28 protein-coding genes are annotated in these 25,748 nt (G+C 64.6%); 13 read left to right on the forward strand and 15 right to left on the reverse strand.

The genetic code is table 11. From position 1 onward, the window contains the following. Window position 1: 1 nt before the first annotated feature. From FLM21_RS09325 to FLM21_RS09340, 4 genes are all read right to left on the reverse strand, one after another. Window positions 2-1,936, reverse strand: a complete 1,935-nt coding sequence (locus FLM21_RS09325; RefSeq protein WP_187360166.1) for a transglutaminase TgpA family protein — start codon at window positions 1,934-1,936, stop codon at window positions 2-4. Continuing rightward, window positions 1,933-2,898 carry a DUF58 domain-containing protein gene (locus tag FLM21_RS09330; RefSeq protein ID WP_148715308.1) on the reverse strand — a complete coding sequence of 322 codons (966 nt, stop codon included), beginning with the start codon at window positions 2,896-2,898 and terminating at the stop codon, window positions 1,933-1,935. Before FLM21_RS09330 ends, FLM21_RS09325 begins: the two co-directional genes overlap by 4 nt. A 13-nt stretch (window positions 2,899-2,911) precedes the next feature. Beyond that, window positions 2,912-3,823, reverse strand: coding sequence for an AAA family ATPase (locus tag FLM21_RS09335; RefSeq protein WP_148715309.1), 912 nt, complete (start codon window positions 3,821-3,823; stop codon window positions 2,912-2,914). Window positions 3,824-3,905: 82 nt separating this feature from the next. Continuing rightward, complete coding sequence (locus FLM21_RS09340) at window positions 3,906-4,793, reverse strand: hypothetical protein (RefSeq protein WP_148715310.1); 888 nt, start codon at window positions 4,791-4,793, stop codon at window positions 3,906-3,908. Window positions 4,794-4,934: 141 nt separating this feature from the next. Between FLM21_RS09340 and FLM21_RS09345 the strand changes: the two genes are divergently transcribed. Together FLM21_RS09345 and FLM21_RS09350 are read left to right on the forward strand one after the other, a co-directional pair. Continuing rightward, the gene (locus FLM21_RS09345) at window positions 4,935-5,870 is read left to right on the forward strand and encodes a histone deacetylase family protein (RefSeq protein WP_222846806.1); all 936 of its coding nucleotides are present in this window, start codon (window positions 4,935-4,937) and stop codon (window positions 5,868-5,870) included. Between the two features lie 10 nt (window positions 5,871-5,880). Continuing rightward, window positions 5,881-6,270 (forward strand): hypothetical protein, encoded by a 390-nt coding sequence (locus FLM21_RS09350; RefSeq protein WP_148715311.1) that lies wholly within the window; start codon window positions 5,881-5,883, stop codon window positions 6,268-6,270. A 120-nt stretch (window positions 6,271-6,390) separates the two neighbouring features. On the opposite strand, the gene FLM21_RS09355 is transcribed toward FLM21_RS09350, so the two are convergent. The 6 genes from FLM21_RS09355 to FLM21_RS09380 form a co-directional block, all read right to left on the reverse strand. Next, complete coding sequence (locus tag FLM21_RS09355; RefSeq protein ID WP_148715312.1) at window positions 6,391-6,858, reverse strand: DUF2269 family protein; 468 nt, start codon at window positions 6,856-6,858, stop codon at window positions 6,391-6,393. Then, window positions 6,843-8,093 carry an SDR family oxidoreductase gene (locus tag FLM21_RS09360; RefSeq protein WP_148715313.1) on the reverse strand — a complete coding sequence of 417 codons (1,251 nt, stop codon included), beginning with the start codon at window positions 8,091-8,093 and terminating at the stop codon, window positions 6,843-6,845. Before FLM21_RS09360 ends, FLM21_RS09355 begins: the two co-directional genes overlap by 16 nt. Then, window positions 8,090-8,485: a thiol-disulfide oxidoreductase DCC family protein gene (locus FLM21_RS09365; RefSeq protein ID WP_187360167.1), complete on the reverse strand. Its 396-nt coding sequence runs from the start codon at window positions 8,483-8,485 to the stop codon at window positions 8,090-8,092. Before FLM21_RS09365 ends, FLM21_RS09360 begins: the two co-directional genes overlap by 4 nt. A 2-nt stretch (window positions 8,486-8,487) precedes the next feature. Continuing rightward, window positions 8,488-8,835 (reverse strand): thiol-disulfide oxidoreductase DCC family protein, encoded by a 348-nt coding sequence (locus FLM21_RS09370; protein WP_148715315.1) that lies wholly within the window; start codon window positions 8,833-8,835, stop codon window positions 8,488-8,490. A 92-nt stretch (window positions 8,836-8,927) separates the two neighbouring features. Then, entirely contained in the window at window positions 8,928-9,452 is a 525-nt protein-coding gene (locus FLM21_RS09375; RefSeq protein ID WP_148715316.1) for a GbsR/MarR family transcriptional regulator, read from the reverse strand. 123 nt (window positions 9,453-9,575) lie between these two features. Then, window positions 9,576-11,048, reverse strand: a complete 1,473-nt coding sequence (locus FLM21_RS09380; protein WP_148715317.1) for an inorganic phosphate transporter — start codon at window positions 11,046-11,048, stop codon at window positions 9,576-9,578. A 235-nt stretch (window positions 11,049-11,283) separates the two neighbouring features. Here FLM21_RS09380 and FLM21_RS09385 point away from each other — a divergent pair, with 235 nt between their 5' ends. The 6 genes from FLM21_RS09385 (at window position 11,284) to FLM21_RS09410 (ending at window position 17,768) form a co-directional block, all read left to right on the forward strand. Beyond that, window positions 11,284-12,636, forward strand: a complete 1,353-nt coding sequence (locus FLM21_RS09385) for an L-serine ammonia-lyase (RefSeq protein ID WP_148715318.1) — start codon at window positions 11,284-11,286, stop codon at window positions 12,634-12,636. Between the two features lie 256 nt (window positions 12,637-12,892). Further along, window positions 12,893-14,209, forward strand: coding sequence for a hemolysin family protein (locus FLM21_RS09390; RefSeq protein ID WP_148715319.1), 1,317 nt, complete (start codon window positions 12,893-12,895; stop codon window positions 14,207-14,209). A gap of 50 nt (window positions 14,210-14,259) precedes the next feature. After that, entirely contained in the window at window positions 14,260-15,147 is an 888-nt protein-coding gene (htpX, locus tag FLM21_RS09395) for a protease HtpX (RefSeq protein WP_148715320.1), read from the forward strand. Window positions 15,148-15,373: 226 nt separating this feature from the next. Further along, on the forward strand, window positions 15,374-16,132 hold the full coding sequence (locus FLM21_RS09400) for an endonuclease/exonuclease/phosphatase family protein (protein WP_148715321.1): 759 nt from the start codon (window positions 15,374-15,376) through the stop codon (window positions 16,130-16,132). Then, window positions 16,129-17,355: a cardiolipin synthase ClsB gene (clsB, locus tag FLM21_RS09405; RefSeq protein ID WP_187360168.1), complete on the forward strand. Its 1,227-nt coding sequence runs from the start codon at window positions 16,129-16,131 to the stop codon at window positions 17,353-17,355. The genes FLM21_RS09400 and clsB overlap by 4 nt, the downstream gene beginning before the upstream one ends. A gap of 107 nt (window positions 17,356-17,462) precedes the next feature. Beyond that, a complete protein-coding gene (locus FLM21_RS09410; RefSeq protein WP_148715322.1) occupies window positions 17,463-17,768 on the forward strand; it encodes a hypothetical protein in 306 nt (101 codons plus the stop codon). A 12-nt stretch (window positions 17,769-17,780) separates the two neighbouring features. Here FLM21_RS09410 and FLM21_RS09415 read toward each other — a convergent pair whose 3' ends face one another. The 4 genes from FLM21_RS09415 to FLM21_RS09430 all read right to left on the reverse strand — a co-directional run bounded on the left by FLM21_RS09415 (window position 17,781) and on the right by FLM21_RS09430 (window position 20,377). Then, entirely contained in the window at window positions 17,781-18,545 is a 765-nt protein-coding gene (locus tag FLM21_RS09415) for an RNA methyltransferase (RefSeq protein ID WP_148715323.1), read from the reverse strand. A 77-nt stretch (window positions 18,546-18,622) separates the two neighbouring features. Continuing rightward, window positions 18,623-18,919 (reverse strand): hypothetical protein, encoded by a 297-nt coding sequence (locus FLM21_RS09420; protein ID WP_148715324.1) that lies wholly within the window; start codon window positions 18,917-18,919, stop codon window positions 18,623-18,625. A 103-nt stretch (window positions 18,920-19,022) separates the two neighbouring features. Further along, the gene (locus FLM21_RS09425; protein WP_148715325.1) at window positions 19,023-19,796 is read right to left on the reverse strand and encodes a substrate-binding periplasmic protein; all 774 of its coding nucleotides are present in this window, start codon (window positions 19,794-19,796) and stop codon (window positions 19,023-19,025) included. Between the two features lie 62 nt (window positions 19,797-19,858). Beyond that, window positions 19,859-20,377 (reverse strand): acyl-CoA thioesterase, encoded by a 519-nt coding sequence (locus FLM21_RS09430; protein WP_148715326.1) that lies wholly within the window; start codon window positions 20,375-20,377, stop codon window positions 19,859-19,861. An 83-nt stretch (window positions 20,378-20,460) separates the two neighbouring features. Here FLM21_RS09430 and acuI point away from each other — a divergent pair, with 83 nt between their 5' ends. After that, complete coding sequence (gene acuI / locus FLM21_RS09435; protein WP_148715327.1) at window positions 20,461-21,444, forward strand: acrylyl-CoA reductase (NADPH); 984 nt, start codon at window positions 20,461-20,463, stop codon at window positions 21,442-21,444. Between the two features lie 12 nt (window positions 21,445-21,456). Here acuI and tsaD read toward each other — a convergent pair whose 3' ends face one another. Next, entirely contained in the window at window positions 21,457-22,470 is a 1,014-nt protein-coding gene (gene tsaD, locus FLM21_RS09440) for a tRNA (adenosine(37)-N6)-threonylcarbamoyltransferase complex transferase subunit TsaD (protein ID WP_148717502.1), read from the reverse strand. A gap of 148 nt (window positions 22,471-22,618) precedes the next feature. Between tsaD and rpsU the strand changes: the two genes are divergently transcribed. The 4 genes from rpsU to dnaG all read left to right on the forward strand — a co-directional run bounded on the left by rpsU (window position 22,619) and on the right by dnaG (window position 25,738). Further along, window positions 22,619-22,831, forward strand: coding sequence for a 30S ribosomal protein S21 (gene rpsU, locus FLM21_RS09445; RefSeq protein ID WP_148715328.1), 213 nt, complete (start codon window positions 22,619-22,621; stop codon window positions 22,829-22,831). Window positions 22,832-22,964: 133 nt separating this feature from the next. Beyond that, entirely contained in the window at window positions 22,965-23,405 is a 441-nt protein-coding gene (locus FLM21_RS09450; protein WP_148715329.1) for a GatB/YqeY domain-containing protein, read from the forward strand. A 38-nt stretch (window positions 23,406-23,443) separates the two neighbouring features. After that, window positions 23,444-23,854, forward strand: a complete 411-nt coding sequence (locus tag FLM21_RS09455) for a GNAT family N-acetyltransferase (protein WP_148715330.1) — start codon at window positions 23,444-23,446, stop codon at window positions 23,852-23,854. Continuing rightward, the gene (gene dnaG, locus FLM21_RS09460; RefSeq protein ID WP_148715331.1) at window positions 23,855-25,738 is read left to right on the forward strand and encodes a DNA primase; all 1,884 of its coding nucleotides are present in this window, start codon (window positions 23,855-23,857) and stop codon (window positions 25,736-25,738) included. It begins immediately after the preceding gene. Window positions 25,739-25,748 lie beyond the last annotated feature (10 nt).

Genomic DNA, 25,748 nt, shown 5'->3' on the forward strand with positions numbered 1-25,748 from the left:
TCTAAGGTCGGGGTTTGAAGCGTTGAACGGCTGCGGCGAGGCGGGTCAGTGCCTCGACCGATTCGCCATAGCGGGCGGCGAGGTAGTCGCTGGCAATGGCGTCGATCTGGCTGCGTTGCATCGGCAGGACCGCGCCGGCGCGTGCGGCCAGATCGGTGGGGGATTCGCCGATACGTGGTGCGACACCATGGCGGGCCAAGCGTTGGATGAAGCGTTGCCAATGGCGGCTGGCCGCATCGGTAGGGCGCTTCCTTGCTTGCCATTGCATGGCGACAGCGAAGAGCAGCAGCAGCGTGCAGAACGCACCGGCCACCCACAGCACATAGGTGCGCGAACCGAGATAGTCAATGCCGAGCCGGTTCAGCAACTGCAACTGTTGTTGTGCGTCATAGCCGATCACCCAGCGGTTCCAGACATGGATCACGCTGTCCCATTGCTGGCGCCACTCGGCAAGCCACGCGGCGTTTTCGCGCAGCAGCAGTGGCAATCGGTCGGCGTTGCGCACGCTGCGGGCCAAGCCGCCATCGATGCGCATCGGCGAGACCACGGCCGTCGGGTCGACCCGCTGCCAGCCCTTGCCCTCCAGCCAGACCTCGGACCAGGCATGGGCATCGGCCTGGCGCACGATCCAATAGTTGCCAGTCGGGTTGTATTCGCCGCCCAGGTAGCCGCCGACGACACGGGCTGGCACGCCTGCCGCTCGCATCAGGAACGTGAACGCGCCAGCATAGTGCTCGCAGAAGCCTTCGCGGGTACGGTACAGCAACTGGTCGACCGGGTCGGGGCCGTCGAGCAGCGGCGGGGCCAGCGAATAGACGAAGCCATTGTCGCGCAGCCATTGCAGCGCCTTGGCTACGCGTACTTCCGGGCTATGCTCCCGCCATTGCGCAGCCAGTGCCCGCGCTCGCGGATTGCCTGCTTCCGGCAACTGCAATGCGCGCTCGGCCGATGCGTCGTCACGGATGCGCCAATGTGGTGCACTGCTGAAATCGAAACGCTGCCGATTGACGATGGGCCGCGCTGCCAGCGCCTGTAGCCGGTTGCTGAGGCGCGCATCCTGAGGCAGTGCAGTGGGTACGTCGAGCGCGAACAGCCAGTTGCGGTCCTGCGGCTCGTGGGTCATCGTGTAGCGCAGTGTCTGGCCTTGCGCGACGATTACCGGTACCGGGCCTGCCGAGTACTGGCGCTGGAACCAGGTCTTGCCGTCATAGCGCTCGTAGACCGGGCCACGCCAATACAGGTCGTGGCGTTCCGGGTTGCGGCCGATGAAGTCGACGCGAAACGCTACGCTGTCGTCCAGCGTGAGATCGCTGAAGCTGCCCGGTGTCATGGTGTCGGAAATGCCGGTGCTGGCGCCGGCTTTGTCCTGCGGCATGCTCCACAGTGGCCCGGAGAGGCGTGGAAACAGCACGAACAGCAGCAGTGCAATCGGCAACCCTTCGAGCAGCATGCGGCTGGCACGGCGATATTCCTCGGCCTCGATCGGCGCATCGCGCCGCTGCCAGGCGAACAACTGCCCGGACAGCGCCAGTGCCACTGCGCCGGCGTAGGCCAGCATCCAGAAGGATTGCGACAGCAGGAACAGCGTGCCGGTGACGAAGTAGCCGAGCAGTGCCAGGATGCGCACGTCGCGTGGCCGGCTGGTTTCCAGCAGCTTGAGCGAGGCCAGCGCCACCAGCAGGGCCACACCGCCGTCGCGGCCCACCAGCGTGCGGAACTGCCAGAACACCAGTGCCATCAGCAGCAGCGCCAACAGCACGCGTACGGTTCGCCCGGGCATGCGGCGCCCACTCCAGGCAATGGCGGCGCGCCAGACCAGCGGTGCTGCCATCACCATGGCAAGCCAGATCGGCATGGCCCACAGGTGTGGGGCGATGACCAAGGCCAGCACGGCGATCAGTGCCAGCAGCTTGTTCCGTTGCAGCGTGGCGCTCACGATGCCGTTTCCTTGCCGAACAGCGCCAGCGCGGCCAGGCAGTGGCTGCGGTGGGCGGGGCCGGTACCCAGTCCGCTGTCGAAGCCAGGCACCACCAGCGCGTAGATGTCGCCGACGGCATCGGCGCGCAGCACCCAGGCGCACAGCCGCGACAGTCGGGCCTCGGTGTCGAGCGGCCCGGTCGCTTCCCAACTGATCCGGGTCTGGCGGCCCTGCGGCGCATCGAAGGCCTTCACCGACAGCAGTTCGCTACGGGCAGCCTGTTTCCAGGCGATGCGCGCCGGCGCGTCGCCTGGACGATAACTGCGCAGGCCAGCGAACTCCTCCTCGCCGGCTTGGCGCAGTGCGCTGTAGCCTTCACCTTCGGCATCGCCCGGATACGCGGGAGCGTCGACTTCCGGGCGTGGATAGATCAGGCAGCGGGTGGCGAGGTACGCATAGCTCCAGGCGCGGCACCAGCCACTGGGATAGAAGGTGACCAGCATGATCCGTGGCAGCGCCAGCCAGCCACGCTGCTGAGTCGGGAACGGCAGCTGTATGGTCTGTTCGCTGTGGCTGTCGATTCTGTCCACCATGATGGTGGTGCCGTCGCCGGCCTTCAGCGTCAGGGCGCGGCGGATGCGGCGCTTGTCGTTGGCGAGGCGGATCGAGAACGCGGCCGTTTCGCCGGCGAACACCGGCTCGGCGTGGCCGACCGACAGCGTCAGGCCGAGCAGGTTGCGGAAGGCCTCGGTCAACGCTGCGTGGCCAATGCCGATCAGCGCGAACGCGAACAGGTAGCCCAGGCTGAGCTGATAATTGATGGCGCCGATGATCAGCATCACCAGGATCGCGGCGAAGCCCAGGCCGAAGCCAGTCGGCAGCACATAGATGCGGTTGTGCCGCAGCCGGACTTCGCCGGTCGCCGGGGGATGCCGCCGCGCCAGCCAGCGCTGCCAGCGTGTTCTGAGAGGGGCGATCAAGCCAGCACCACGCTCAGGGGATGGCCACGGAGCCTAGCAAGGCCTGTGCCGCTTCCGGCGCAGCGCGACCGCTGGCACGCTGAACCAGCCGGTGGCCGGCTACGCCGGGAAACACTGCCTGCACATCTTCCGGAATCACGTGGTCACGCCCGTCGAGCCAGGCCCAGGCACGTGCGGCGGCAACGAGGCCGAGCAAGGCGCGCGGAGACAGGCCGTAGCTGAAGGCCTCCGCATTGCGGGTGGCCCGGGCCAGCGCCTGTACATAGTCAAGCAGTGCCGGGGCGATATGGATGCGATCGATCGCTTGCTGGGCCGCCATGAGTTCGGCCGGCTCGATGCAACACGCCAGCTGTGCCAACAGATCGCGCCGATTCTCGCCGGCCAGCATGGCGCGCTCGGCGGCGCCGTCCGGGTAACCGAGCTCGATGCGCATCAGGAAGCGGTCGAGCTGCGACTCAGGCAGCGGAAAGGTGCCGATCTGGTGTTGCGGGTTCTGGGTGGCAATGACGAAGAACGGTTCGGGCAATGGATGGCTGATGCCATCGACGGTGACCTGATGCTCTTCCATCGCCTCCAGCAGCGCCGACTGGGTCTTCGGCGGCGCGCGGTTGATCTCGTCGGCGAGCAACACCTGGGTGAAGACGGGGCCCTGGTGGAAACGGAAGCGGCCGGAGTCGCGCTCGTAGATGGAAACGCCGATCAGGTCCGCCGGCAGCAGGTCGCTGGTGAACTGTACCCGCTGGAACTTGAGGCCCAGCGTTCCCGCCAGTGCATGGGCGAGGGTGGTCTTGCCGACGCCAGGCAGGTCTTCCAGCAGCAGGTGGCCGCGGGCCAGCAGGCAGCAGACGGCCATGCGTACCTGAGGTGCCTTGCCGAGGATGACGTGATTGAGCTGGGCCAACGCGGCCGAAAAAGGATGGGACATCGCCGCTCCCTGGCGGATTGAGGTTCTTGTTCTGATGCGCCGATTCTAGCCGCGTTCCGCCGCGCCGGGCAGGCGGCATGCGCTAGAACTGGCCGCCGAACTGGATGGCGAACAATGGCACGGTATCGAGATCGTCGCGGGTGAGCAGATTGCCGTCGCGGTCCTCGGTACTGAGCTGGCTGTTCAGGCTGGCGCCGAGGTACACATCGAGCCGGGAATCGCGGCTCGGCGCGTAGCCGAAGCGCAGGTAGAGCGGCACCTGCTCCTCGACGCCGATGCCGCCGGGTGCGACCGCATTGTCGCCAGCGAGACGGAAGCGGAACGAGCGGTAGGCGCCGCCTGCGCCGATATCCCAGCGATCGCGCCGATAGCTGAGCTCCAGTCCCGCCGGGCCGGCCGGGCCAGTGGTGAAGGGGTTGGCCAGCTTCCAGTGTTGGTCGATATCCCAGTTCACCACCAGATAGGGAAAGGCCCGGGTCTGTTCCAGTGCATCGAACACGCCGAGCCCCAGGCCGAGGGTCAGTGAGGGCGAGAACGACTTGCTGGCGCTGCCGACCACACCGAGGCCGATGGCCTTGTCGCTGCTGGCATCCTGCTCGCCGGCGAAGTTCATTGACGGCACGAGGTTGAATTGCCAGCCGTTCTCCACGCGCAGGCCGAGGTTCACGCCCACGCTGGCGCGTTGCACGTTGCCCCACGGCGCTTGGCCATTCCACGCTGCCGGGTGGTCGAACTCCCAGTCGCTGAACTGGTAGCTGGCGGCGACGCCAAGCGACCAGGCGTCGTCGAGGGCATAGTCGGTCACGGCATTGAGCAGCAGATTGCGGCTTTGGCCCTGACCACCGCCCGACAATGTCGAAGCACCTTGCCAGATCGGAGTGGCGGAAATACGGAAGCCGGGCGCTGCCAACGCGGGCAGGGCGCTGGCCAGCAGGAGCGCGGCGCAGCTTGAGCGGGCGATATGCCTCATGGCTCTATCTCCATGCCGGACCAGCCGGCTTGTTCTTGGTGCGGTGGCCGAGGCCGTCCGCCCTGTTTTTGCGCGCCTTTGGCGCTTGGCTTTACACTGCCCTCTGTCCGGCGTCATGCCGCAGAGGTTCCCGAGGAGCGCATGTCGTCGACCGGCCCCACCGCCTATATCAGTCATTCCGCGTGCGGCATGCACGAAATGGGTCGTGGCCACCCGGAATGTCCGGAGCGACTGGCCGCCATTCAAGATAGGCTGATCGCCGCCGGGCTGTGGGATTTCCTGCTGCACGTCGATGCGCCACCTGCCAGCATGGCGCAACTGTTGCGCGTGCACGACGAGGCCTATCTCGACCGGCTGGCCGTGGTGGTACCGGCGCGCGGGTATGCTCATCTGGATGCCGATACCGCCGTCAATGCTTATAGCCTGCGCGCGGCCTATCACGCTGCTGGCGCCGGCGTTGCCGCAGTTGATCTGGTGATGAGCGGCCGGGCGCGCAACGCCTTCTGCGCGGTTCGCCCGCCGGGCCACCACGCCGAGCATGACAAGGCGATGGGGTTCTGCCTGATCAACAACGTGGCAGTGGCTGTGGCCCACGCCATCGAGCAGCACGGCATGCAACGCGTCGCCGTGGTCGATTTCGACGTGCATCACGGCAACGGCACCGAGGATATCTTCTGCCGCAATGAGCACGTGCTGATGGTCGGCATGTTCCAGCACCCGTTCTATCCCTACAGCGGCGAAGTGCCCCGTGGTTCCAATATGCTCAATATGCCGTTGCCGCGCGGCACCACCGGTTTGCAGTTCCGTGACGCGGTGCTCGAGCAGTGGCTGCCGGCGCTTGATGCCTGGGCGCCGGAACTGATCGTGATCTCTGCAGGCTTTGATGCCCATCTGGAGGACGACATGTCCAGCATGGGCCTGATCGAATCCGATTACGCCTGGGTCACGCGCGAGATCGTCAAGCTTGCCGACCGCCACGCCCACGGCCGTATCGTCTCGATGCTGGAGGGCGGTTACGACTTGTCGGCGCTGGGGCGCAGCGTGGCGGTACACATCAAGGAGCTGGGTGACTTCTGAAGGAGGCGCCATGCCGACGATGCCGACAGTCGCCGCCCTCGTGTTCTTGTGCCTTGCTCTGATGGTCTGCCTATTCCAGGCCGCGCTGGTGCTGGGTGCGCCTTGGGGTGTGCGCACCCTCGGCGGGCGCTGGGCGGGGCGTCTGCCGGTTGCCGGGCGAATCATCGGTGCCTTGTCGTTCCTCTTGATGCTTGCATTCGCGCTGGTCGTTTGCGCCCGCGCGGGATGGGTGCTTGCTGATTGGCGCGACACCGCAAGGCTGTGGATCTGGATCGTGGTGGCCTATTGCGCGCTGGGGACGGTTGCCAACGCTGCGACGCGCAGCCGCCAGGAGCGCCGGACCTGGTTGCCGGTGGTGGGCTTGATGTTGTTGTCGAGCCTCGTGGTCGCCACTGCCTAGCGGCTTCATCACATGCAATGCCAACTGCTTTCGCGGAGAGCCGGGACACGAGCGTCCTGATGCAGTGCCGGCTTCACCGGCAGGCTGGCCGATCACACGGCGCGAGGGCCTTGGCGATCCTTAGAAAGGCTTCGCTACCATTAGCCAATACACGATCAGCAGTCCGCCGAAGGCGGGAAAGCCCAGTACCGTCCACCATCGCTCGTAGTGCCAGTAGCGCGCTGGCAGCTCGGTTGACTGGGCGTATGCAATTTGCGCCATGTCGCGCATCCTCAACTGTAGCCAGACCACTGGCAGCCAGCAGGCGCCGGCAATGGCATAGAGCAGTAGCGTCAGCCCCACCCAGTTCCAGCCCACCTCCCAACCCAGCTGGCGCATCAGCCACCAGCCGGACAGCGGCTGGAAGATCACCGCCGGTGTGGTGAACCACCAGTCGGCGCGCGCCACCCAGCGCGTGACGACCGCGATGGCTGCGACATTGCGGCTGCGGTTGGTGAAGAACATGTAGAAGGCCGTGCCAAAGCCGGTGCCGAACATCAGCGTGGCTGACAGGATGTGCAGCGTCTTGACGATCAGGTAGTCGTGCATGGCGTGGTTTCCTCCAGGATCAACAGTGCGGCGAGTGCGGCCAAGAGTGCGGCATTCTTGGTCAGGGGGCCGAACGGGTGGGCAAGAAACTCGGGCAGGCAAAGTGCGACGAGGGCGCTGTAGCTGGCGATCAAGGCGAGCTGCCACCGCCATAGCCGGCGTCCGGGGCGCAACAGCGTCAGCACGCCGAACACGGCATCGAGCCCAGCTGCTCCGATGCGCAACGGCTCGAACAGTGAGTTGGGAAGGCCGCAGGCTGCCAGCAGCTGGTGGCTACTCGCCACCGGATAGACGAACAGCGACACCCAGGCCGTCGCCAGCCAGACGAAGGCGAGCGCGCCACGCAGCAGCCAGCCGATCTGCCAGCGCTGCAGTGCCCAGCGGCTGGCCGCATCGTTGAAACTGGCTGGTGAACACAGCGGTCGGTTGAGCAGTGCCGCGAATGCGCTACCGTCACCATGGCTGCCGCGCGCGAGCATGGTCAGGCTGTCGCGGCTGAGCAGGTTGCTTGGCCAGCGCTCGAGCGCACGTGCCGCAGTCATTGCCAGCCAGCCCGGCAAGCGCAGGACGCGCCCTCGCGGCCGACCGGCCAACAGGCGCAGGTAGTCGGCCAAGGCCAGCATCGTTGGGCCCGTGGCCTCGTACACCATGCCACTGCTGCGCTCGATGTCCAGCAGGGCTGCGCAGCCAGTGGCCAGGTCTTCGATGTGGATTGGTTGCACCGGGCCGGCAGCGGGCAAGGCCAGTAGCGGCAGGCTGCCAAGCCGCGAGAACAACTGGCTGCTGGCGCCGGCCGGACCATAGACCAAACCGGGGCGCACGATGGTCCATGGCACGCCGGACGCCTGCAGTGCTGCCTCGCCGGCGGCCTTGCTGCGCCAGTAGGCCGTCTCGCCCTGCGGCGAAGCGCCCAGCGCCGAGATCAGCACCACCCGGCGGATGCCCGCTTCGCGGCAGGCGGCATACAGCGCTCGTGGTGCGGTGACATGGACGCTGGTGTAGTCCTCGTCGCTGGCACGAAACAACCCGACTGCGTTGATCACGGTATCGATGCCATGCAGTCGTGCTTGCCACACGGCGGGGTCGTGATCGATGAGGAAGTCGACGCCGATATCGTCAGTGGTGCTTGGCTGCCTTACGCCGGCCACCACGGCATGGCCGTGGGCGCGCAGGGCGGTGGCCAGATGCTGGCCGATGAAGCCATCGGCGCCGAGCAGCAGGATGCGTTGCGTCATTGACGGGGCTCCGTGGCGCGCAGCGTGCAGCTGCCGTTCGGGCAGTCCAGCTTCAGCACCGTGCTCAGCAGGTAGCGATTGCGGGCGAGCTGCGCATAGGCGTACTGCCACAACGGCTGCAGCGGTCGGATCCGCAGTGGCCACGCCAGCCAGCCGAGGCCCGCGGCAGCGAACACCGCGTAAACGGCGGCAAAGCCGGTTTGCCGCCGCCCGCTGCCGTCTTCCACATGCAGGCTATGCATCAAGGCCTCGCGTTGCAAACCGTGGCTGGCGACATCGACGGCGGGATCGGCCGCATCGATCAGGCGAAGCGCATGCGGTGCGCGGCGCTGCAACGCGTGCATGCTGCGGCTGCAGAACGGGCAGCTCCCGTCGTACCAGATGGTCAGCATGATCAGGCCTCCTGCGTGGTGGGATGGTTGCGCGCATGGCGGCGGGCGAAGGCGCTGTAGGCCGCTTCGATACCGGGCCGCAACGGTGCCCATTCGCTGAGTGCGGCCAGCCAGCTCAGGCGACAGTGGCGGTACATGGTGCGCACTGCAGCGATGCCAGTGATCCAGCTGCCATCCGCGTCGCGCAGATGCAGCGCGCTGCGCAAGGTGTTGTCTTCGATGCCGAGCGGGTGGCAATCGAAGCCGGGCGCGTTGATATCCTGCCAAGCCATGTCGCGACCAAGACGGCGCAGCAGCGTGATTTCCATCCGGCAGGCGAGGTTGCGGCTGTCGTAGTAAACCGTGTTCATGATGTTCTCCTTGTTCGATGTTTCTGTATAAAGAGAAATTATCCTGCCGTGAAAAGCCCGCAGCAGCGGGCTGAGATGGCGGGAACGAATGCTCAGGTATCACGCCCCAGCAGTTTCTGTACCTTGGCGCCAAGCTTGAGGATCTTCATCAAGGTTTCCGGCGGCAGGTTTTCCATCTCCTTCATCCACGCGGTCAGCGTTTCCATGAAATCGAGTACGTCCTGCATGCGCTGCAGGGCTGCGGCGTCATCGGCTTCGCCTTGCTCCATCACGCATTCGCGCAGCACGGTGAGCGTGGGATCGAACTCGCGTCGCTTGCGCTCGTCCACGATGGTGCGAAACAGTTGCCACACGTCCTTGCTGGTCTCGAAGTGATCGCGCCGATCGCCGAGCACATGCACCACCTTGACAAGGCCCCAGCTCTGCAGCTCCTTCAGGCTGTTACTTACATTGGAGCGGGCGACGACCAGCGTTTCGGCGATTTCCTCGGCATGGAGCGGTGCATCGGCAAGGAACAGCAGGGCGTGGATCTGCGAGACGGTGCGGTTCACGCCCCAGCGTGTGCCCATTTCGCCCCAGTGCAGGATGAACTTCTGCTTGACCGGTGTGAGCTGCATGGTTTTCTCCATTTCTGTTAAAACAGAAATTAAAGAATTAATCCGGGAATTGCAAGCGCCATGGGGCTGCAGCAACAAAAAAGCCACCGTTGCGGTGGCTTTTTTGTCGGCGAATCGGTCGCTTCAGACGAACAGCTTGGTCGCCAGCCAGAACAACGATGCCGACAGGCCCATCGATACCGGCAAGGTGAACACCCAAGCGAGCAGGATGCTGCGCACCGTGCCGGCGTGCAGGCCGCTGCGGTTGGCCACCATGGTGCCAGCGACCCCGGATGACAGCACGTGGGTGGTCGATACCGGCAGGCTGAAGATGTTGGCAAAGCCGATGGAGATGGCGGCGATGATCTGCGCACTCATGCCCTGGGCATAGGTCATGCCCTGCTTGCCGATCTTCTCGCCAACAGTGAGCACCACGCGCTTCCAGCCCACCATGGTGCCGATACCCAGTGCCAGCGCCACGGCGAGGATCACCCAGAAGGGCGCGTATTCGGTGGTGGCGGTCAGATCCTTGCGCAGGTTGTCGAGATCCTTCTTGTCGCGGCTGCTCATCTGCGGCAGCTTGCCCACCTTCTTGGCGGTGTCGTCCAGGCACAGCAGATAGCGGCGGACCTGCGAGCGCGCTTCCGGCGCGAGCTCTCGGTAATCCTTGATGCCATCGAGCGCCAGCAGCAGGGCGGCGATGGTTTGCTCGGTGGTCTTGGGGTCGCAGCGGAATTTTTTCGGCAGGTCCACGTTGTTGCCCTGGCCGAGTGCGAGGTAGTCCGACAGCGTGGCGGTGTTGTGCTGGTAGAACTGGCGCAGGTGGATGGTGGCATCGCGGGTGCGCTCGATCTGGTAGGTGGTGCTATCGAGGTCGAGCACGAACTTGGCCGGCACAATGCCGATCAGCACCAGCATGATCAGGCCGATGCCCTTCTGGCCATCGTTGGAGCCATGCACGAAGCTCACGCCCATGGCCGAGAGCACCAGCACCAGGCGGTTCCAGAACGGCGGATGCTTCTTGCCATCGATCTCGCGGCGCGTTTCCGGCGTCTTGTGCATCTTGGAGAGCGGCAGCAGCCATTTCAGGCCGAGCAGCAAGGCGCCCGCGAGCAGGAAGCCCGCGGTGGGCGAGATCACCAGCGACAACGCGATGTCGATCGCCTTCTTCCAGTTGATGCCCTCACCGAGCGGAATGCCGGTGATCAGCGCGTTGGCCAGACCCACGCCGAGGATGGAGCCGATCAGCGTGTGCGAGCTCGATGCCGGGATACCGTAATACCAGGTGCCCAGGTTCCAGACGATGGCGGCGGCCAACAGCGAGAACACCATGGCAAGGCCATGGCCGGTGTTTACGTTCATCAGCAGTTCCACCGGCAGCAGGTGGACGATGGCATACGCCACGCCGACGCCGCCCAGCAGCACGCCGAGGAAGTTGAAGATGCCGGAGAAGATCACCGCCAGGTGCGGCGGCATTGCCTTGGTGTAGATCACCGTGGCAACGGCGTTGGCGGTGTCGTGAAACCCGTTGATGAACTCGTAAGTGAGCACGAAGGCGAGCGCCAGCACCAGGCTGATGGCGACCCAGGCATCGAGCCCGGAGAAGAGATCAAACATGAAGTGAGTATGTCGTTTTGATGACCGGGCGGATTATGGCAGAAAGCCGTTGGTGCCGCTCTGTGGACGAAGGGATGCGCCGGACGGTCGTCGTCATGCTTTGCGTTGGCGCAAACCGGTGCCTCACGTTTTCCCTGATGCCGTACGGCGCGCGGCCTGCCAAGCTGGCTGGGAAGGGGCCGCAATCGGCGGCACTGGCCAGACAGCGGTAGCGATCCTGCCGCCAGGAGCAGCCATGCTCAGCGTGTTCGACATGTTCAAGATCGGCATCGGCCCGTCGAGCTCCCACACCGTGGGACCGATGCTGGCTGCGGCGCGCTTCGCCCAGGAAGTGGTGTCGCTGCCGGTGGCACGGGTGGCGGTCGATCTCTACGGCTCGCTCGCGCTGACCGGTCACGGCCATGGCACGGTCGGCGCCGTGCTGAATGGGCTGGAAGGCCAGTTGCCGGCACGATGCGATCCGGCTGCCATCGTGCCACGGGCCGAGGCGCTGCAGGCTGGCGCTGCGCTGCGGCTAGCCGGGCAGCGCGATATCGGGTTTGACTACCGCCGTGACATCACGCTGCATCGGCACGAATTCCTCAAGCTGCACGCCAACGGCTTGCGCTGCTCGGCCTGGAGTGCCGCCGATGAGTTGCTGGCGCAGCAAACCTACTACTCGATTGGGGGCGGCTTCGTCGTCAGCGAGGTGGAGTTCGGTCAGCCGCAGCCCGAGCTTGCCGTGCCGTATCCGTTTCGTTCTGCCGCGGAGCTGCTCGTGCATTGCCGGGCACAGCACAAAAGCATCGCCGAGATCGCCTGGGCCAACGAGTGTGCCTGCCGGCACCCGGTCGAGGTGCGCCAGGGCCTGCTCGAGATCGCCCGCACCATGCACGACTGCATTGAGGCCGGCTGCCGCCACGAGGGCACCTTGCCGGGCGGCTATGCGGTACGGCGCCGCGCTCCGGCCATCTTCCGCAAGCTGGTGGCGCTGCAGCTTTCCGGCCGGCACGACATCATGCTCTGGCCGATGCTCTACGCGATGGCGGTGAACGAGGAAAACGCCGCGGGCGGGCGCATTGTCACGGCGCCAACCAATGGCGCAGCCGGCATTGTGCCGGCCGTGCTGCAGTACTGGCGCAACTTCGACGCCCGCGCCAGCGAACAGGGCATGGTCGATTTCCTGCTGACGGCAGGTGCCATCGGCATGCTGTACAAGATGAATGCGTCGATTTCCGGGGCGGAGGTCGGCTGCCAGGGGGAGGTGGGCGTCGCCTGCTCGATGGCGGCCGGTGCCTATTGCGCGGTGTTGGGCGGTACGCTCGCGCAGATCGAGAACGCTGCCGAGATCGCCATGGAACATCACCTGGGGCTGACCTGCGATCCGGTCGGCGGCCTGGTGCAGATTCCCTGTATCGAGCGCAACGGCATCGCTGCGGAGAAGGCGATCAAGGTGGCGCAACTGGCGCTGCTGGAGGATGGCGAGCACAAGATCAGCCTGGATCAGGTGATCGCCACCATGTATCGCACCGGGCTCGACATGCGGCAGCAGTACAAGGAAACCGCCACCGGTGGCCTGGCACTGACCGTGGGTGCACCGGCCTGCTGAAATGCAGGCAGCATGGCCGCGCGGCAGACAGCCTGGAAAAATTGCGGTAGATTCACCGCTGTTTGCCACATTGCAAAGGAGTACCGGGGCCTCTCTTGTCCCCGCATATGAGTCAACCTCGATCTAGGCGCGCAACCGCGTGCCATGGGCAACAGCCCGCTTACCCCCCCTTCAGCGCCATCTTCCTCACCGGGCGCTGCACCGACAGCTCCGCTGCCTGCGCCTTGCGCGGCGTATCCCATCATGGAGCGCTGTCGTGGAAATCCTGATCCTGCTTGGCCTTATCCTCCTGAACGCACTGTTTGCGATGTCAGAGATCGCGCTCGTCACCGCTCGCCGCGCCCGCTTGGCAAAGCTTGCCGAGAATGGCGACGTCTCGGCCGCAGCTGCGATCAAGCTCGGCGAGGATCCGACCCGCTTCCTTTCCACCATTCAGATCGGCATCACCTCGATCGGCGTGCTGTCCGGCATCATGGGCGAGGCCGCGCTGGCTGAGCCCTTCGCCGACTGGCTGGAAACCTATGGCATGCCGCAGCATGTCAGCGATCCGCTGGCGCTGTTCATCGTCGTTGCCGTGGTGACGTATTTCTCCATCGTGCTGGGCGAACTCGTGCCCAAGCGCATCGGCCAGATCAATCCGGAAGCCATTGCCCGGCTGGTGTCGCGGCCGATGGAAGGGCTGGCCTTCGTGACCCGCCCCTTCGTCATCCTGCTGTCGTTCTCCACCCAGGCGGTGCTGCGTACGCTGGGCATCAAGGGCCAGAGTGGCCCCAGCGTGACCGAGGATGAAATCCACGCCATGCTGGAGGAAGGCTCCGAGGCCGGCGTGATTGAGCAGAACGAGCACGCGCTGCTGCGCAATGTGTTCCGCCTCGATGACCGCCAGATCGCCTCGCTGATGATTCCGCGTTCGGACATCATCTACCTCGACCTCGAGGATGACGCTCAGGTGAATGTCGCCAAGGTGGCTGAGGCCGACTACACCCGTTTCCCGGTCTGCCGCGGTGGCCTGTCCAACGTGCTGGGCATCGTCAGCGCCAAGGACCTGCTGCAGCAGACACTGGCTGGCAAGGCGATGGACCTCGCCAGCAGCCCGCTGCGCCCGGCCGTGTTCGTGCCCGAGACGCTGACCGGCATGGAACTGCTCGAGCAGATCCGCGCCTCCGGCGTCGAGATGATCTTCGTCGTCGACGAGTACGGTGAAGTGCAGGGCCTCGTCACGCTGCAGGATGTCCTGGAAGTGATCACCGGCGAATTCATGCCGCATGACACCGAAAACGCCTGGGCCGTGGCGCGCGAGGACGGCTCCTGGTTGCTCGATGGCTTGATCCCCATCCCCGAGCTCAAGGACAAACTGGAGCTCAATGCGGTGCCCGAGGAGGACAAGGGCCGTTACCACACCCTGTCCGGCATGATGATGCTGCTGCTCGGCCGCTTGCCGCACACCGCCGATATCGCCACCTGGGAAAACTGGCGACTGGAAGTGGTGGACATGGACGGCAAGCGCATCGACAAGGTGCTGGCCAGCCGCATCGTGCTGGAAAGTGAACCTGCGGCGGACGAGACGGTCTGATTGCGCGCGGGCCCTGCTGAGGCACGCATTCCAAGACTACGGGGGATTCAATGAAACGCGTCTTTCTGCTGATCGCGACCAACATCGCCGTGATGCTGGTGCTCAGCATCGTGGCCAGCCTGCTCGGCGTGAACCGCTACCTGACCGCGAACGGGCTCAACTTCGGCGCCTTGCTGATGTTTGCCGGCATCATCGGTTTCGGTGGCGCCTTCATCTCGCTCGCCATCTCCAAGATGATGGCCAAGTGGTCCACCGGCGCCCAGGTGATCGAAACCCCGCGCAACCAGGCCGAGGCCTGGTTGATGGAAACCGTGGCCAAGCTGGCCCAGCGCGCCAATATCCCGATGCCCGAAGTGGCGATCTACGAGGGCGCACCCAACGCCTTCGCCACCGGTCCGTCAAAGAGCAACTCGCTGGTCGCCGTGTCGACCGGCCTGTTGCAGACGATGAATCGCGATGAAGTCGAGGCGGTGCTGGCGCACGAGATTGCCCACGTCGCCAATGGCGACATGGTCACGCTGACGCTGATCCAGGGCGTGGTGAACACCTTCGTGTTCTTCCTGGCACGGGTGGTCGGCTATTTCGTCGATTCCTTCCTCAAGCGCAACGACGACAATGCGCAGGCCGGGCAAGGCATTGGTTTCTTCATCACGGTGTTCGTCTGTGAGATCGTATTCGGCATCCTGGCCAGCGTGATCGTGGCCTACTTTTCGCGCCATCGCGAATACCGCGCCGACGAGGGTGCCGCCCGCATCATGGGCACGCCGCGGCCAATGATCGCCGCGCTGCAGCGCCTCGGCGGGCTGGAAGCCGGGGAATTGCCGGCCAATATGGCGGCTTCGGGCATTGCCGGCGGCGGCCGTGGCCTGATGGCCTTGTTCGCCAGCCACCCCAGCATTCCCGAGCGCATTGCCGCGCTGCAGACCCGCGCCGCTTAATGCGGTGGAGTGAGTGCAAGAACCGGCCGATGTTTCGGCCGGTTTTTTGTTGCGGTTGAGCAGATGGCGAAGTTGCCCGGAAAGTCGAGCCCAGCAATTGCTTGGAAATCGCTGCGCACAGCCACATATCATTTGAGAGCGGGGTGCGGCCTGCCAGGGTGTGACGCCTGTTGGTTGCACCTGGATTGATGTTCCTTCGTGATGTCAGCTGGAGTCGCCGATTCAATTGGAAAACGTACTGCGCGTCGCCTCATACAACATCCACAAGGGTCTGTCGGCCTTGAACCGCAGGCTGGTGGTGCACGATGTGCGCCAGGCACTGGCACAGCTGTCGCCCGACGTCGTGCTGCTGCAGGAAGTGCAGGGCGAGCATCTGGTCAAGCAGCGCCGCTTTGCCAACTGGCCGGGGCCGCAGCACGAATACCTGGCAGGCGACGAGCTGATCGCGCTGTACGGTCGCAATGCCAGCCATCGGCACGGCCATCACGGCAATGCCCTACTGTCGCGCTTCCCGGTGCGGCGTTGGGACAATCACGACCTGACCCTGCACCGGCTCGAGCAGCGCGGCCTGCTGCACGCGGTGCTGGAGGTGCCGGGCTGGCGGCGGCCGCTGCATGCGTTGTCGGTCCACCTCAACCTGCGTGCCAATGACCGACGCCAGCAACTGCGGTTGCTGGCCGAATATGTGCAGGCGGAGGTACCGATGGGCGCGCCGATGGTACTGGCTGGTGACTTCAACGATTGGCGACGCGAGGCGACGCCGTTCCTGCATACCGAGCTGGGGTTGGCCGAAGCCTTCGAGCAGAAGCACGGCGCGCCGGCCAAGAGCTTTCCGGCGCGTTTGCCGCTGTTGACGCTGGACCGCATCTACGTGCGCGGCATGCGGATCGAGGCGGCCAGCGTGCTCGGCGGGCCACCATGGGTCGGCTTGTCCGACCACGCGCCGCTGTATGCCACATTGCACCGCGACGAGGGCGGCGAATGAGCCGTCAGGCGACGCTGCAACGGCTGCGCCATTGGCGGATCCCGCCGCCGATCAAGGTGCACTACGCCGGCGGCCATCGCGTCCGGCTGCTGTACAACGGCGCTGACTTCTTCGCGGTGTTGCTCGCCGAGATCGAGATGGCGCGGGTGGAGATCTTTCTCGAGACCTACCTGTTCGAACAGGATGACATCGGCGAGCGCGTGGTGACGGCGCTGGAAGCGGCGGCGCTGCGCGGCGTCAACGTCAAGCTCCAGATCGACGGCTTCGGCGCGCGTGCCTTTCCCGACCTCTGGCAGCAGCGCCTGGCGGCAGCCGGTGCGTGGCTGTTGTTCTTCCGCCCGGACATCCGGCCGCTCTCACTCAATCACAGCCGTTTGCGGCGGCTGCATCGCAAGCTCGCGATCGTCGACGGCCGCGTGGCCTTCGTCGGCGGCATCAACATCCTTACCGATCAGGAGCCGGGCCCGCTGCGCTTGGCGCCGCGCTACGACTATGCCTTCCGGGTGGAAGGGCCGCTCCTGGCGCAGATGCATGCCGCGGCGGATCGCTTGTGGCGGCATACTGCATGGGTACAGCTGCAGCGCGAATGGGCGGCCAAGAGCCGGGTGCCGTTGCAGCTGGCCGCGAGCGGCAGCGCGGTAGCCTCGTTTGCCATCCGCGATAATCTGCGGCATCGCCACGATATCGAGCATGCCTACCTGCAGGCGATCCGGCGAGCCCGGCGCGAGATCATCATCGCCAATGCCTATTTCCTGCCTGGCTATCGCTTCCGGCACGCCTTGCGTGCGGCTGCGGCACGCGGCGTGACGGTGGTGCTGGTGCTGCAAGGCCAGGTCGATCATTTCCTGCTGCACTGGGCCACTCGCGCCTATTACCGACGCTTTCTCAAGTCGGGCATGGAAATCTACGAATATCGGGCTGGCTTCATGCATGCCAAGGCGGCGGTGATCGATGGCGAGTGGGCGACGGTGGGCTCGAGCAATCTCGATCCATTCAGCCTGCTGCTGGCGCGGGAGGCCAACCTGTTCGTGCACGACGCCGAGGTGGCAGAGGAGCTGCGGGCCGATATCCAGCGCCATATCGCGCGCAATTCGCGGCGGGTTTCGCTGGAGCAGGTCACGCGCGTCGGCTGGTGGTGGCGTTCGCTGGTATGGGGCTGCTTTGGCGCCGTGCGGGTGGTGATGGGGCTGACCGGCTACGGCGGCCGGCGTTATCTGGAATAACCGGTGCCGACCACCGGCAGGTGGCGGGCGACGAGGGTGCGCATGTTCCGATGCATTGCGATGCACAATGCGTCGGTTCCAATTTGCTGCCCAGCGCCGGGAATCTCATGCCGCGTCGCCTGCTTACTCTACTGTTGTTGTTGCCTCTGACCGTTTTCGCCTTCGATGTGGCCGAGCCGTTGGAAGCCGGGCCCGAAGGCCCTGCATTGGGTGAGGTGGTCGAGTCTGGTAGCTTCAATCCCTATGCTCAGTTGCAGGAAGATGTGCCGGTCAGCGAGGTTGCGCAGTCTCCCGACTCGCCGGCGCGTGTATTGACGCAGACCTATGCCATGGTGGGTGATGGCGCTGCGAGCTCCGCTTCGGTGCGTCTGTGCCGTACTTTCTGCGAAAACGGCATCTGGCCGGCAAAGTAGGGTGATCGTCGGCTAGCCGTCTTCACCGGTCGACCGATCCCGCTCACCGTATTCCAGCGTTGCCCGCAGTACGCCGCGCAGGATGTCCACCTCTTCCTGTTCCAGACGGGTGCGCTGAAACAGTCGGCGCAGTCGCGGCATCAGTCGCTTCGGTGCATAGGGTTTGAGAAAGCCGATGGTCGACAGCGTCGATTCCAGATGCGTCAGGAACAGTTCCACATGTTCGTGCGAGGCATAGCTTGGCTTTTCGGCCAGCCAGCTCACGTCGTCGTCCAGCGTGCTGCGCAGCTCGTAGGTCATCACTTGGACGGCCTGGGCGAGGTTGAGGCTGGAGTAGGTCTGACTGGTGGGAATGGTGACGAGGCGGTTGCACAGCCGCACCTCGTCGATGGTGAGCCCGCTCATCTCGGTACCGAACACCAGTGCCACCTCGCCGCCATGCGCGGCCTCGTTGACGAGTTCGGGCGCCAGTTGGCGTGGCGTTTGTAGCGGCAGTACCAGCTCACGCCGGCGAGCGGTCAACGCCACCTGGATGGTGGTACCGGCGAGCGCCGCTTCCATGTTGTCGACGACGATGGCGGTATCGAGCAGGTCGTCGGCACTGGAGGCGAGCGAGGTCGCCACCGGTGATGGGAATTCCTTGGGATTGACGAGATAGAGCCGGCTCAGGCCCATGGTCTTCATGGCGCGTGCGGTCGAGCCGATGTTGCCCGGGTGCGAGGTGTGCGACAGCACCACGCGAATGCGGGAGAGGGCGTCGTCGTGAATCTGGGTCATGGCTCCTGCCTGCAGCATGGCCCGGCGCAGCACCGGGCAGCAAAAGGCGCGATTCTACCGGCGACGCCTGTACTGTCCTAGTCCGCGATCGGCACCACGTCGTAGCCGCGTTCGTCGGCGGCAGCCTGCAGCCGCCCAATGAACTCGCCCTGTTTTTCCACGGCAGTGCCGGTTGGCCACGGCTGCTTCAGCAAGGCTTGGGACAAGGCTTGCGCGATCGGCCCGGCTTCGCTGCGCTCGCCATGCCAGTGGGCGATGGCGTTGCCCAGTGCGCGGGATTCGCTGGTCAGCTGTGCCAGCTGTTCCGTACTGAGCTTGATGCCCGAAATCGCCTGGATCAGGCTCAGAGCATGGATCACGTGGTCTTCGGTCATGGCCGCGCTCCAGTTGGGGGAATGGCCCTATCCTAGCGTTGGCCTTGACATAGTCATGTTGAATATTCCCTGAACCAGCGGTGAGAATCGCGATCCACGCGATTTATCGCAAGCCGTACTTCTGCCGCAGCTTGCCCAGCGTGCCATTCGTTTCCAACTTGGTGATGGCGGCATCGAGCGCGGCCAGATCCGCTTCGGTGGTGCTGGCGCGGCTCAACATCAGATGCACCGGTGCCTCGTTGGGCACCAGAGGCAACTGCTGGATCGCGAGTTTCACGTTGAAGCGTGCCTCGTAGACCATGGCGCCGACGTCGCCCATCATCAGTTCGGCGCGCTTGGCCTTGAGCATGCGCATGCCCTGGGTGAAGGTTTCGAAATGCTGCAGCTGCCCACTGGCTTTCAGGTCGGAGAGATGCCGGGCGTAGTCGTCGCCGTACCAGCCATTGTTGGGAGTGAGCAGGCCGATGCGTTGCGCCAGGATGTCGTCGAAGCCCTTGAGTTTGTCGTAGCGCGCGGCTTCGTCGGCACGAGCGAATATCCCGACCGCCTCCGGGCGATAAGGCAGCGTGAAACGGCTGTAGCGCTTGCGCTCGTCGGTTACCGATGCGGCGAGCAGCAGATCGAGTTCGCCGCGCTGGTGCATCAGGTGGCGCCGGCTGCGCGGCACATCGTCCAGCACCTGCAATGTGCATCCCGCGGCCTTGACGATGGCGTTCAACAGCTCGATGTCGAGCCCGGTGGGGGCGCCGCGGCTGTCGCGGTAGACATAGGGCGGCCAGTCCTCCATGGCCACCCGCAGCGGGCGGCTGCATTGGGCAGTAGCGGTATTGGCGAGCAGCAGCGTCAGGCCGGTGATCAAGGCGAGGAGACGGATCATGCGTGTGATTCCGCAGGGTTTGCCCCGAGCATACGAGTTTTGCCGTCCTTGCGATAGCGGGGCTACTTGGGGTCGGCGGCCTCTTTCGCCCAGGCCTGCAGCCAATCGGGAAGGGTTGGCGAAGCTTCGTCGTGGCCTGCCAGCGCCATCAGCTCGGTGCTGGGCACCGAGCCGCCACTGCGGCGCACGAAGCGCGCCTGGATCACGGCAGATGCAGCGATTTCGCCACCATGCCAGAAGCGCTGCTGCAGATAGACCGAGCGCTCATCCCAGCCGAGTACCGCGGTTTCGATCTCGACACGCTGGAACACAGTCAAGGCCTTGCGATAGCGCATTGTCGACAAGGTCACCACCGGAAACCAACCGGCCGCACTGATCTTGCCGGCCAAGCCGGAGCGTAGCATCAGGTCGGTGCGCGCCAGGTCGAGCAGCGTGTAGTACCGCCCGTTGTTCACATGGCGGTATAGATCGAGATCGTTGGGCCAGATCCGCAATGCGAGCCGGCACGGCCCGAGCAGGTCGCAACGCGAGCGCCAGCGGGCTGTGAGCAGCAGCCAGAACAGTCGCAGGTACAGGTTCATCGCAATCGTGTCTCGTGAACGATGGGGCTATCGTTATCGTCAATCGGAGCGAACCGCGTCAATCGCGGGATACGGAGGGGCCGATGTTTAAAACGGTATTGCTCAGGCGCGAGGATGGCTATTTCGAGGCACAGCTTGCCGAGCTCGACGAGGTGGCGCTGCCCGATGGCGACGTGCTGGTCGGCGTGCATTACTCGACGCTCAACTACAAGGATGCACTGGCGATCACCGATCGTTCGCCAGTGGTACGCAGCTGGCCCATGGTGCCGGGCGTGGATGGCGCAGGTGAAGTGCTCGAATCGCGGCATCCGGATTTTGCCGTGGGTGATTTGGTCGTGCTCAACGGTTGGGGCGTCGGTGAGGGGCACTGGGGGTGTCTCGCGCAGAAGGCGCGGCTCAAGGGTGACTGGCTGGTGAAGCTGCCACAGGGCTTTACGCCGCGCCAAGCCATGGCCGTCGGCACCGCCGGCTACACCGCGATGTTGTGCGTGCTGGCGCTGGAGCGGCATGGCATCGGTCCGGAAAGCGGCAGCGTGCTGGTGACGGGGGCGACAGGCGGTGTCGGATCGATTGCGGTGATGCTGCTCGCCCGGCTGGGCTACCAAGTGGCAGCGCTGACCGGCAAGGCCGATGCCGGGGCCTACCTGCAGATCCTGGGCGCGCGCGAAGTGTTGGAGCGCGAGGAATTCGCCCGCAGTGGCAAGCCGCTGCAGAAGGAGCGCTGGGCGGCGGTGATCGATACCGCCGGCAGCCACACGCTGGCCAATGCGTGTGCCCAGGTGCGCTACGGTGGCGCTGTCGCCGCCTGTGGCCTGGCGCAGGGCATGGAACTACCTGCGACGGTGGCGCCCTTCATCCTGCGCGGTGTCACGCTCTATGGGATCGACAGCGTCTACGCATCACCTGCCAAGCGCAGCGAGGCCTGGCAGCGCTTGGCGCGCGATCTCGATATCGCAGGGCTGGAAAACATCGTCACGGAGATCGCGCTCGCCGATACGCTGCTCGTGGCGCAGGACATCATTGAAGGCCGGCACCGTGGCCGCTTCGTGGTGGATGTGAATCGATAGATATTGGATTAATCAGGCAGCAGGCAGGCTCGCCAGATCCCAGCGCGGCTTCACGCCGTAACCGTAGCTCGGTACCGCATGCTGCAGCCGCATCGCGCCAGCGTAGGCGATCATCGCGCCATTGTCGGTACACAGCGCCAGCGGCGGGTAATAGACGGTAAAGCGGCGGCGGAGAGCCGCCTCATCGAGCGTCGCACGCAATTGCCGGTTGGCGCCCACACCACCGGCGATCACCAGCCGCTGCATGCCGGTCTGTTTCATTGCCGCCAGGCATTTCTTCAGCAGTACCTCGACGATGGCTTCCTGGAATGCGGCGCAGATGTCGGCCCGGGTGGTGTCGTCAAGCGGCGATTGCTCGGTGACCAGCTTGAGCACCGCGGTCTTGAGACCGGAGAAGCTGAAGTCGAGATCGCCCGAATGCAGCATCGGGCGCGGCAGCTTGAAACGGCTGGCATCGCCGGTATCGGCGAGTTTGGAGAGTGCCGGCCCGCCGGGATAGCCGAGACCGAGCAGCTTGGCCGATTTGTCGAAGGCTTCGCCGGCAGCGTCGTCGACGGTCTCGCCGAGCAGCTCGTACTGACCGATGCCATGCACCGCCATCAACTGCGTATGGCCGCCGGAGACCAGCAGTGCGACAAAGGGAAACGCCGGTTTTGGCTCTGCCAGTAGCGGCGAGAGCAGGTGGCCTTCCAGGTGATGCACACCGATCACCGGTTTTTGCAGCGCAAAGCCCAGCGCGTTGGCGACCGAGGCGCCGACCAGCAGGGCGCCGGCGAGGCCGGGGCCTTGCGTATAGGCAATGGCATCGACATCGGCGAGCTGCTTGCCCGATTCGGCGAGACAAGCATCGAGCAGCGGCAGTGCGCGGCGGATATGGTCGCGCGAGGCGAGCTCGGGCACTACGCCGCCATACTCGGTGTGCATGGCAATCTGCGAATGGATGCGATGCGCCAGCAGGCCAGCCTCGGTGTGGTAGAGTGCGATCCCCGTTTCGTCGCAAGATGATTCGATGCCCAATACCAGCATGCGGCTGCCCAGACGTGCGGAAAACGCAACATCGTAATCGTTCGCAGGCCGCAGGCAAAGAGAAGGTTTTGACATGATTGCTTGACTGCAGGATAATCGTCGCCTTCATTCAAGTAATCTCACTTGGTTCAAACAGGATTTCGCCTCGATGCCTTCTGTACGCGTTAAAGAAAACGAGCCGTTTGAAGTTGCGATGCGCCGCTTCAAGCGCTCGGTAGAAAAGACCGGCCTGCTCACCGAACTGCGTTCGCGCGAGTTCTACGAGAAGCCCACTGCCGAACGCAAGCGCAAGCTGGCCGCAGCCGTAAAGCGCAACTACAAGCGTCTGCGCAGCCAACAGCTGCCGCCGAAGCTGTACTAAGACTCGACCGCGTTCGGGTTTCGAAAAGGCCGCCATCGAGCGGCCTTTCCGTCTTTCTGCCATCTTCTTCTATCTGGTCGACCATCGCCGCTGTTCTGCGGTCGGTCGGCCTGTTTTGTCTACAGGAGTGTCCATGAGCCTCAAGGCCCGTATCCAGGAAGCGATGAAGACCGCCATGAAGGAGCGCCAGACCGAGCGCCTCGGCGTGATCCGCCTGATGATGGCGGCGATCAAGCAACGCGAGGTCGACGAGCGTATCGAGCTCGACGATGCCGCAGTGATCGCGGTGATCGACAAGATGCTCAAGCAGCGCAAGGACAGCATCGAGCAATACGAGGCGGCCCAGCGTCAGGACCTGGCTGATAAGGAAAAGGCGGAAGTGGCCGTGCTGCTTGATTTCATGCCGCAGCGCCTGTCTGATGCCGAAGTGATCGCTGCCATTGATGTGGTAATTGCCGCTCACGGCAAGACTCCGGCCGCGATGGGCAAGATCATGGCGGATCTCAAGGGTCAACTCGCCGGTCGTGCCGACATGGGCGAGGTCAGCAAGCTCGTCAAGGCGCGGATGGCTTGATCCCGGTCCGATTGGCAACGGCGTCCGACCTGCCGGCAATGCTTGCACTGATGGCGGCGCTGAACCCGGATGACCCGGTGCTCGACGATGCCGAGGCGCAGGTTACCTGGTCGCGCCTGCTAGCGCAGCCGGGTGTTTCGGTGTGGCTGGCGGAGGCGGACGACGGCGTGGCCGCGGCGAGCTGCACTGCCATCATCGTGCCCAACCTCACGCGCGGGGCGCGCTCGTACGCGTTGATCGAGAACGTGGTCACGCTGCCCGGCTACCGGCGACAGGGTTTGGCCCGCGCGGTGTTGGCCACGGCGGTGGCACATGCCTGGCAGGCCGATTGCTACAAGGTGATGCTGTCGACCAGCGCGCGCGATCCCGGCGTCGTCGATTTCTATCGCTACTGCGGTTTTCGCGATGGCATCAAGACCGGCTTCGTCGCTACGGCTCCGACGGCATAAATGGCACGCATCCCCGATTCCTTCATCCAGGACCTGCTCGGCCGCGTCGACATTGTCGACGTGATCGAGCGCTACCTGCCGCTGAAGAAGGCGGGGCAGAATTACGCCGCCTGCTGCCCGTTCCACAAGGAAAAGTCTCCATCGTTCACCGTCAGTCCCACCAAGCAGTTCTATCACTGCTTCGGCTGCGGGGCGCACGGCTCGGCGATCGGCTTCGTCATGGAGTACGAGGGGTTGTCCTACCCCGAGTCGATCCGCAAGCTCGCCGACATCGTCGGCGTGCAAGTGCCGCAGGAAGAGGGTGGCATACCGAGCGGCCCCAAGACCGAGCCGGGCGTGTTCGATGTGTTGAAGGCTGCCAGCGATTTCTATCGCCAGCAGCTCAAGACCGCACCACAAGCCATCGCCTATCTGAAGGGGCGTGGGCTGGAGGGGCGGACCGCGGCGCGCTACGGCCTCGGCTATGCGCCGGGTGGGCAGGGCTTGAAGGCGGTGTTCGAGGACTACGACTGGAACAAGCTGCTGGTCGAGGCCGGTCTTGTGGGGCTGGATGAGGAAGCGCATCGCCGCTACGACCGTTTCCGTGACCGGGTGATGTTCCCCATCTTCAATCAGCGCGGCTCGGTCATCGGTTTTGGTGGTCGGGTGATGGGCGATGCCAAGCCCAAGTATTTGAATTCGCCGGAAACACCGGTGTTCGAGAAGGGGCGGGAGCTGTATGGCCTGACCCAGGCCCGCGCGGCCATCCGCGATGTTGGCCGGGTGCTGGTGGTCGAAGGCTATATGGACGTGGTAATGCTGGCACAGCACGGCGTCGAATATGCCGTGGCAACGCTGGGCACTGCCTGCACGCCAGAACATCTGAAGAAGCTGATCAAGCTCGCTGACGACGTGGTGTTCTGCTTCGACGGCGACAAGGCCGGCCGTCGCGCCGCCTGGCGTGCGCTGGAAAACAGCCTCGACATCCTGGCCGATGGCAAGAAGCTAACGTTTTTGTTCCTGCCTGAAGAGCACGATCCGGACTCCTACGTGCAGGCCTTCGGGCGTGAGCGTTTCGAGCAGCTCGTGGTGCAGGAGGCAACGCCACTGGCGCAGTTCATGCTGCGCGAACTGGCGAGCCAGGTCGAGCTGGAAACCGAGGAAGGCCGGGCGCGGCTGATCCATCTGGCCAAGCCCTTGCTGGCGCGGGTGAAGGCCCCTGCGTACGCCGTGATGTTGAAGAAGCGGCTGGGGCAATTGTGCCGCTTGGAACTGGTCGAACTCGACCACATCTTGGAAGGACGGACCAGCGATGTGGCCGCGCCGGAATTAGCGCCACCGCAAGAGCGCCGCCGACGGGACGGCAACGACTGGCAGCCTCGGGGCGAGCGTGGCTGGAAGCGTGATGGCCGCCGCGAGCGGCCAGTGCTCGCACCGGTGAAGGTGCGGCAGGACCCTTATGAACGGCTGTTGCACTTGGTGCTGGCTGATCCGGCGCTGGCGCGAGATGGCGATCCGGTGTGGATCGGCTGGCAGGATGAAGGCAAGGCCAGGCTGACGCGTGCAGTGTTGAGCGCAGCCCGGGATTACGGGCAGTTCGATTCGGGCATGCAGCTGGTCGAACTGTGGCGTGGCGAGGTGGAGTTCGAGCAGTTGCTGACATTGTCGGCACAGGCGAACAACCTGTTCGGCAAAGGGCAGGCGGATCGCGAATTGTTGCAGAAGGAGTTTGCCGAGACGCTGGCGGTGCTCGGGCAGTCGATGGCGCTAGCGACTACACTGGACCGCAAGTCCCAGCTCGAGTATCGGGCCGCGCATGGTGGCCTGACCGAAGACGAAAAGCAGGAATACATCGCCCTGGTGGCGGCAGAACAACAACAGAAGCGACAAAAATTTCAGCGGTGATCGGAATCTA

The sequence above is a fragment of the Chitinolyticbacter meiyuanensis genome, assembly GCF_008033135.1.
In the GTDB taxonomy this organism is placed as follows: Bacteria; Pseudomonadota; Gammaproteobacteria; order Burkholderiales; family Chitinibacteraceae; genus Chitinolyticbacter; species Chitinolyticbacter meiyuanensis.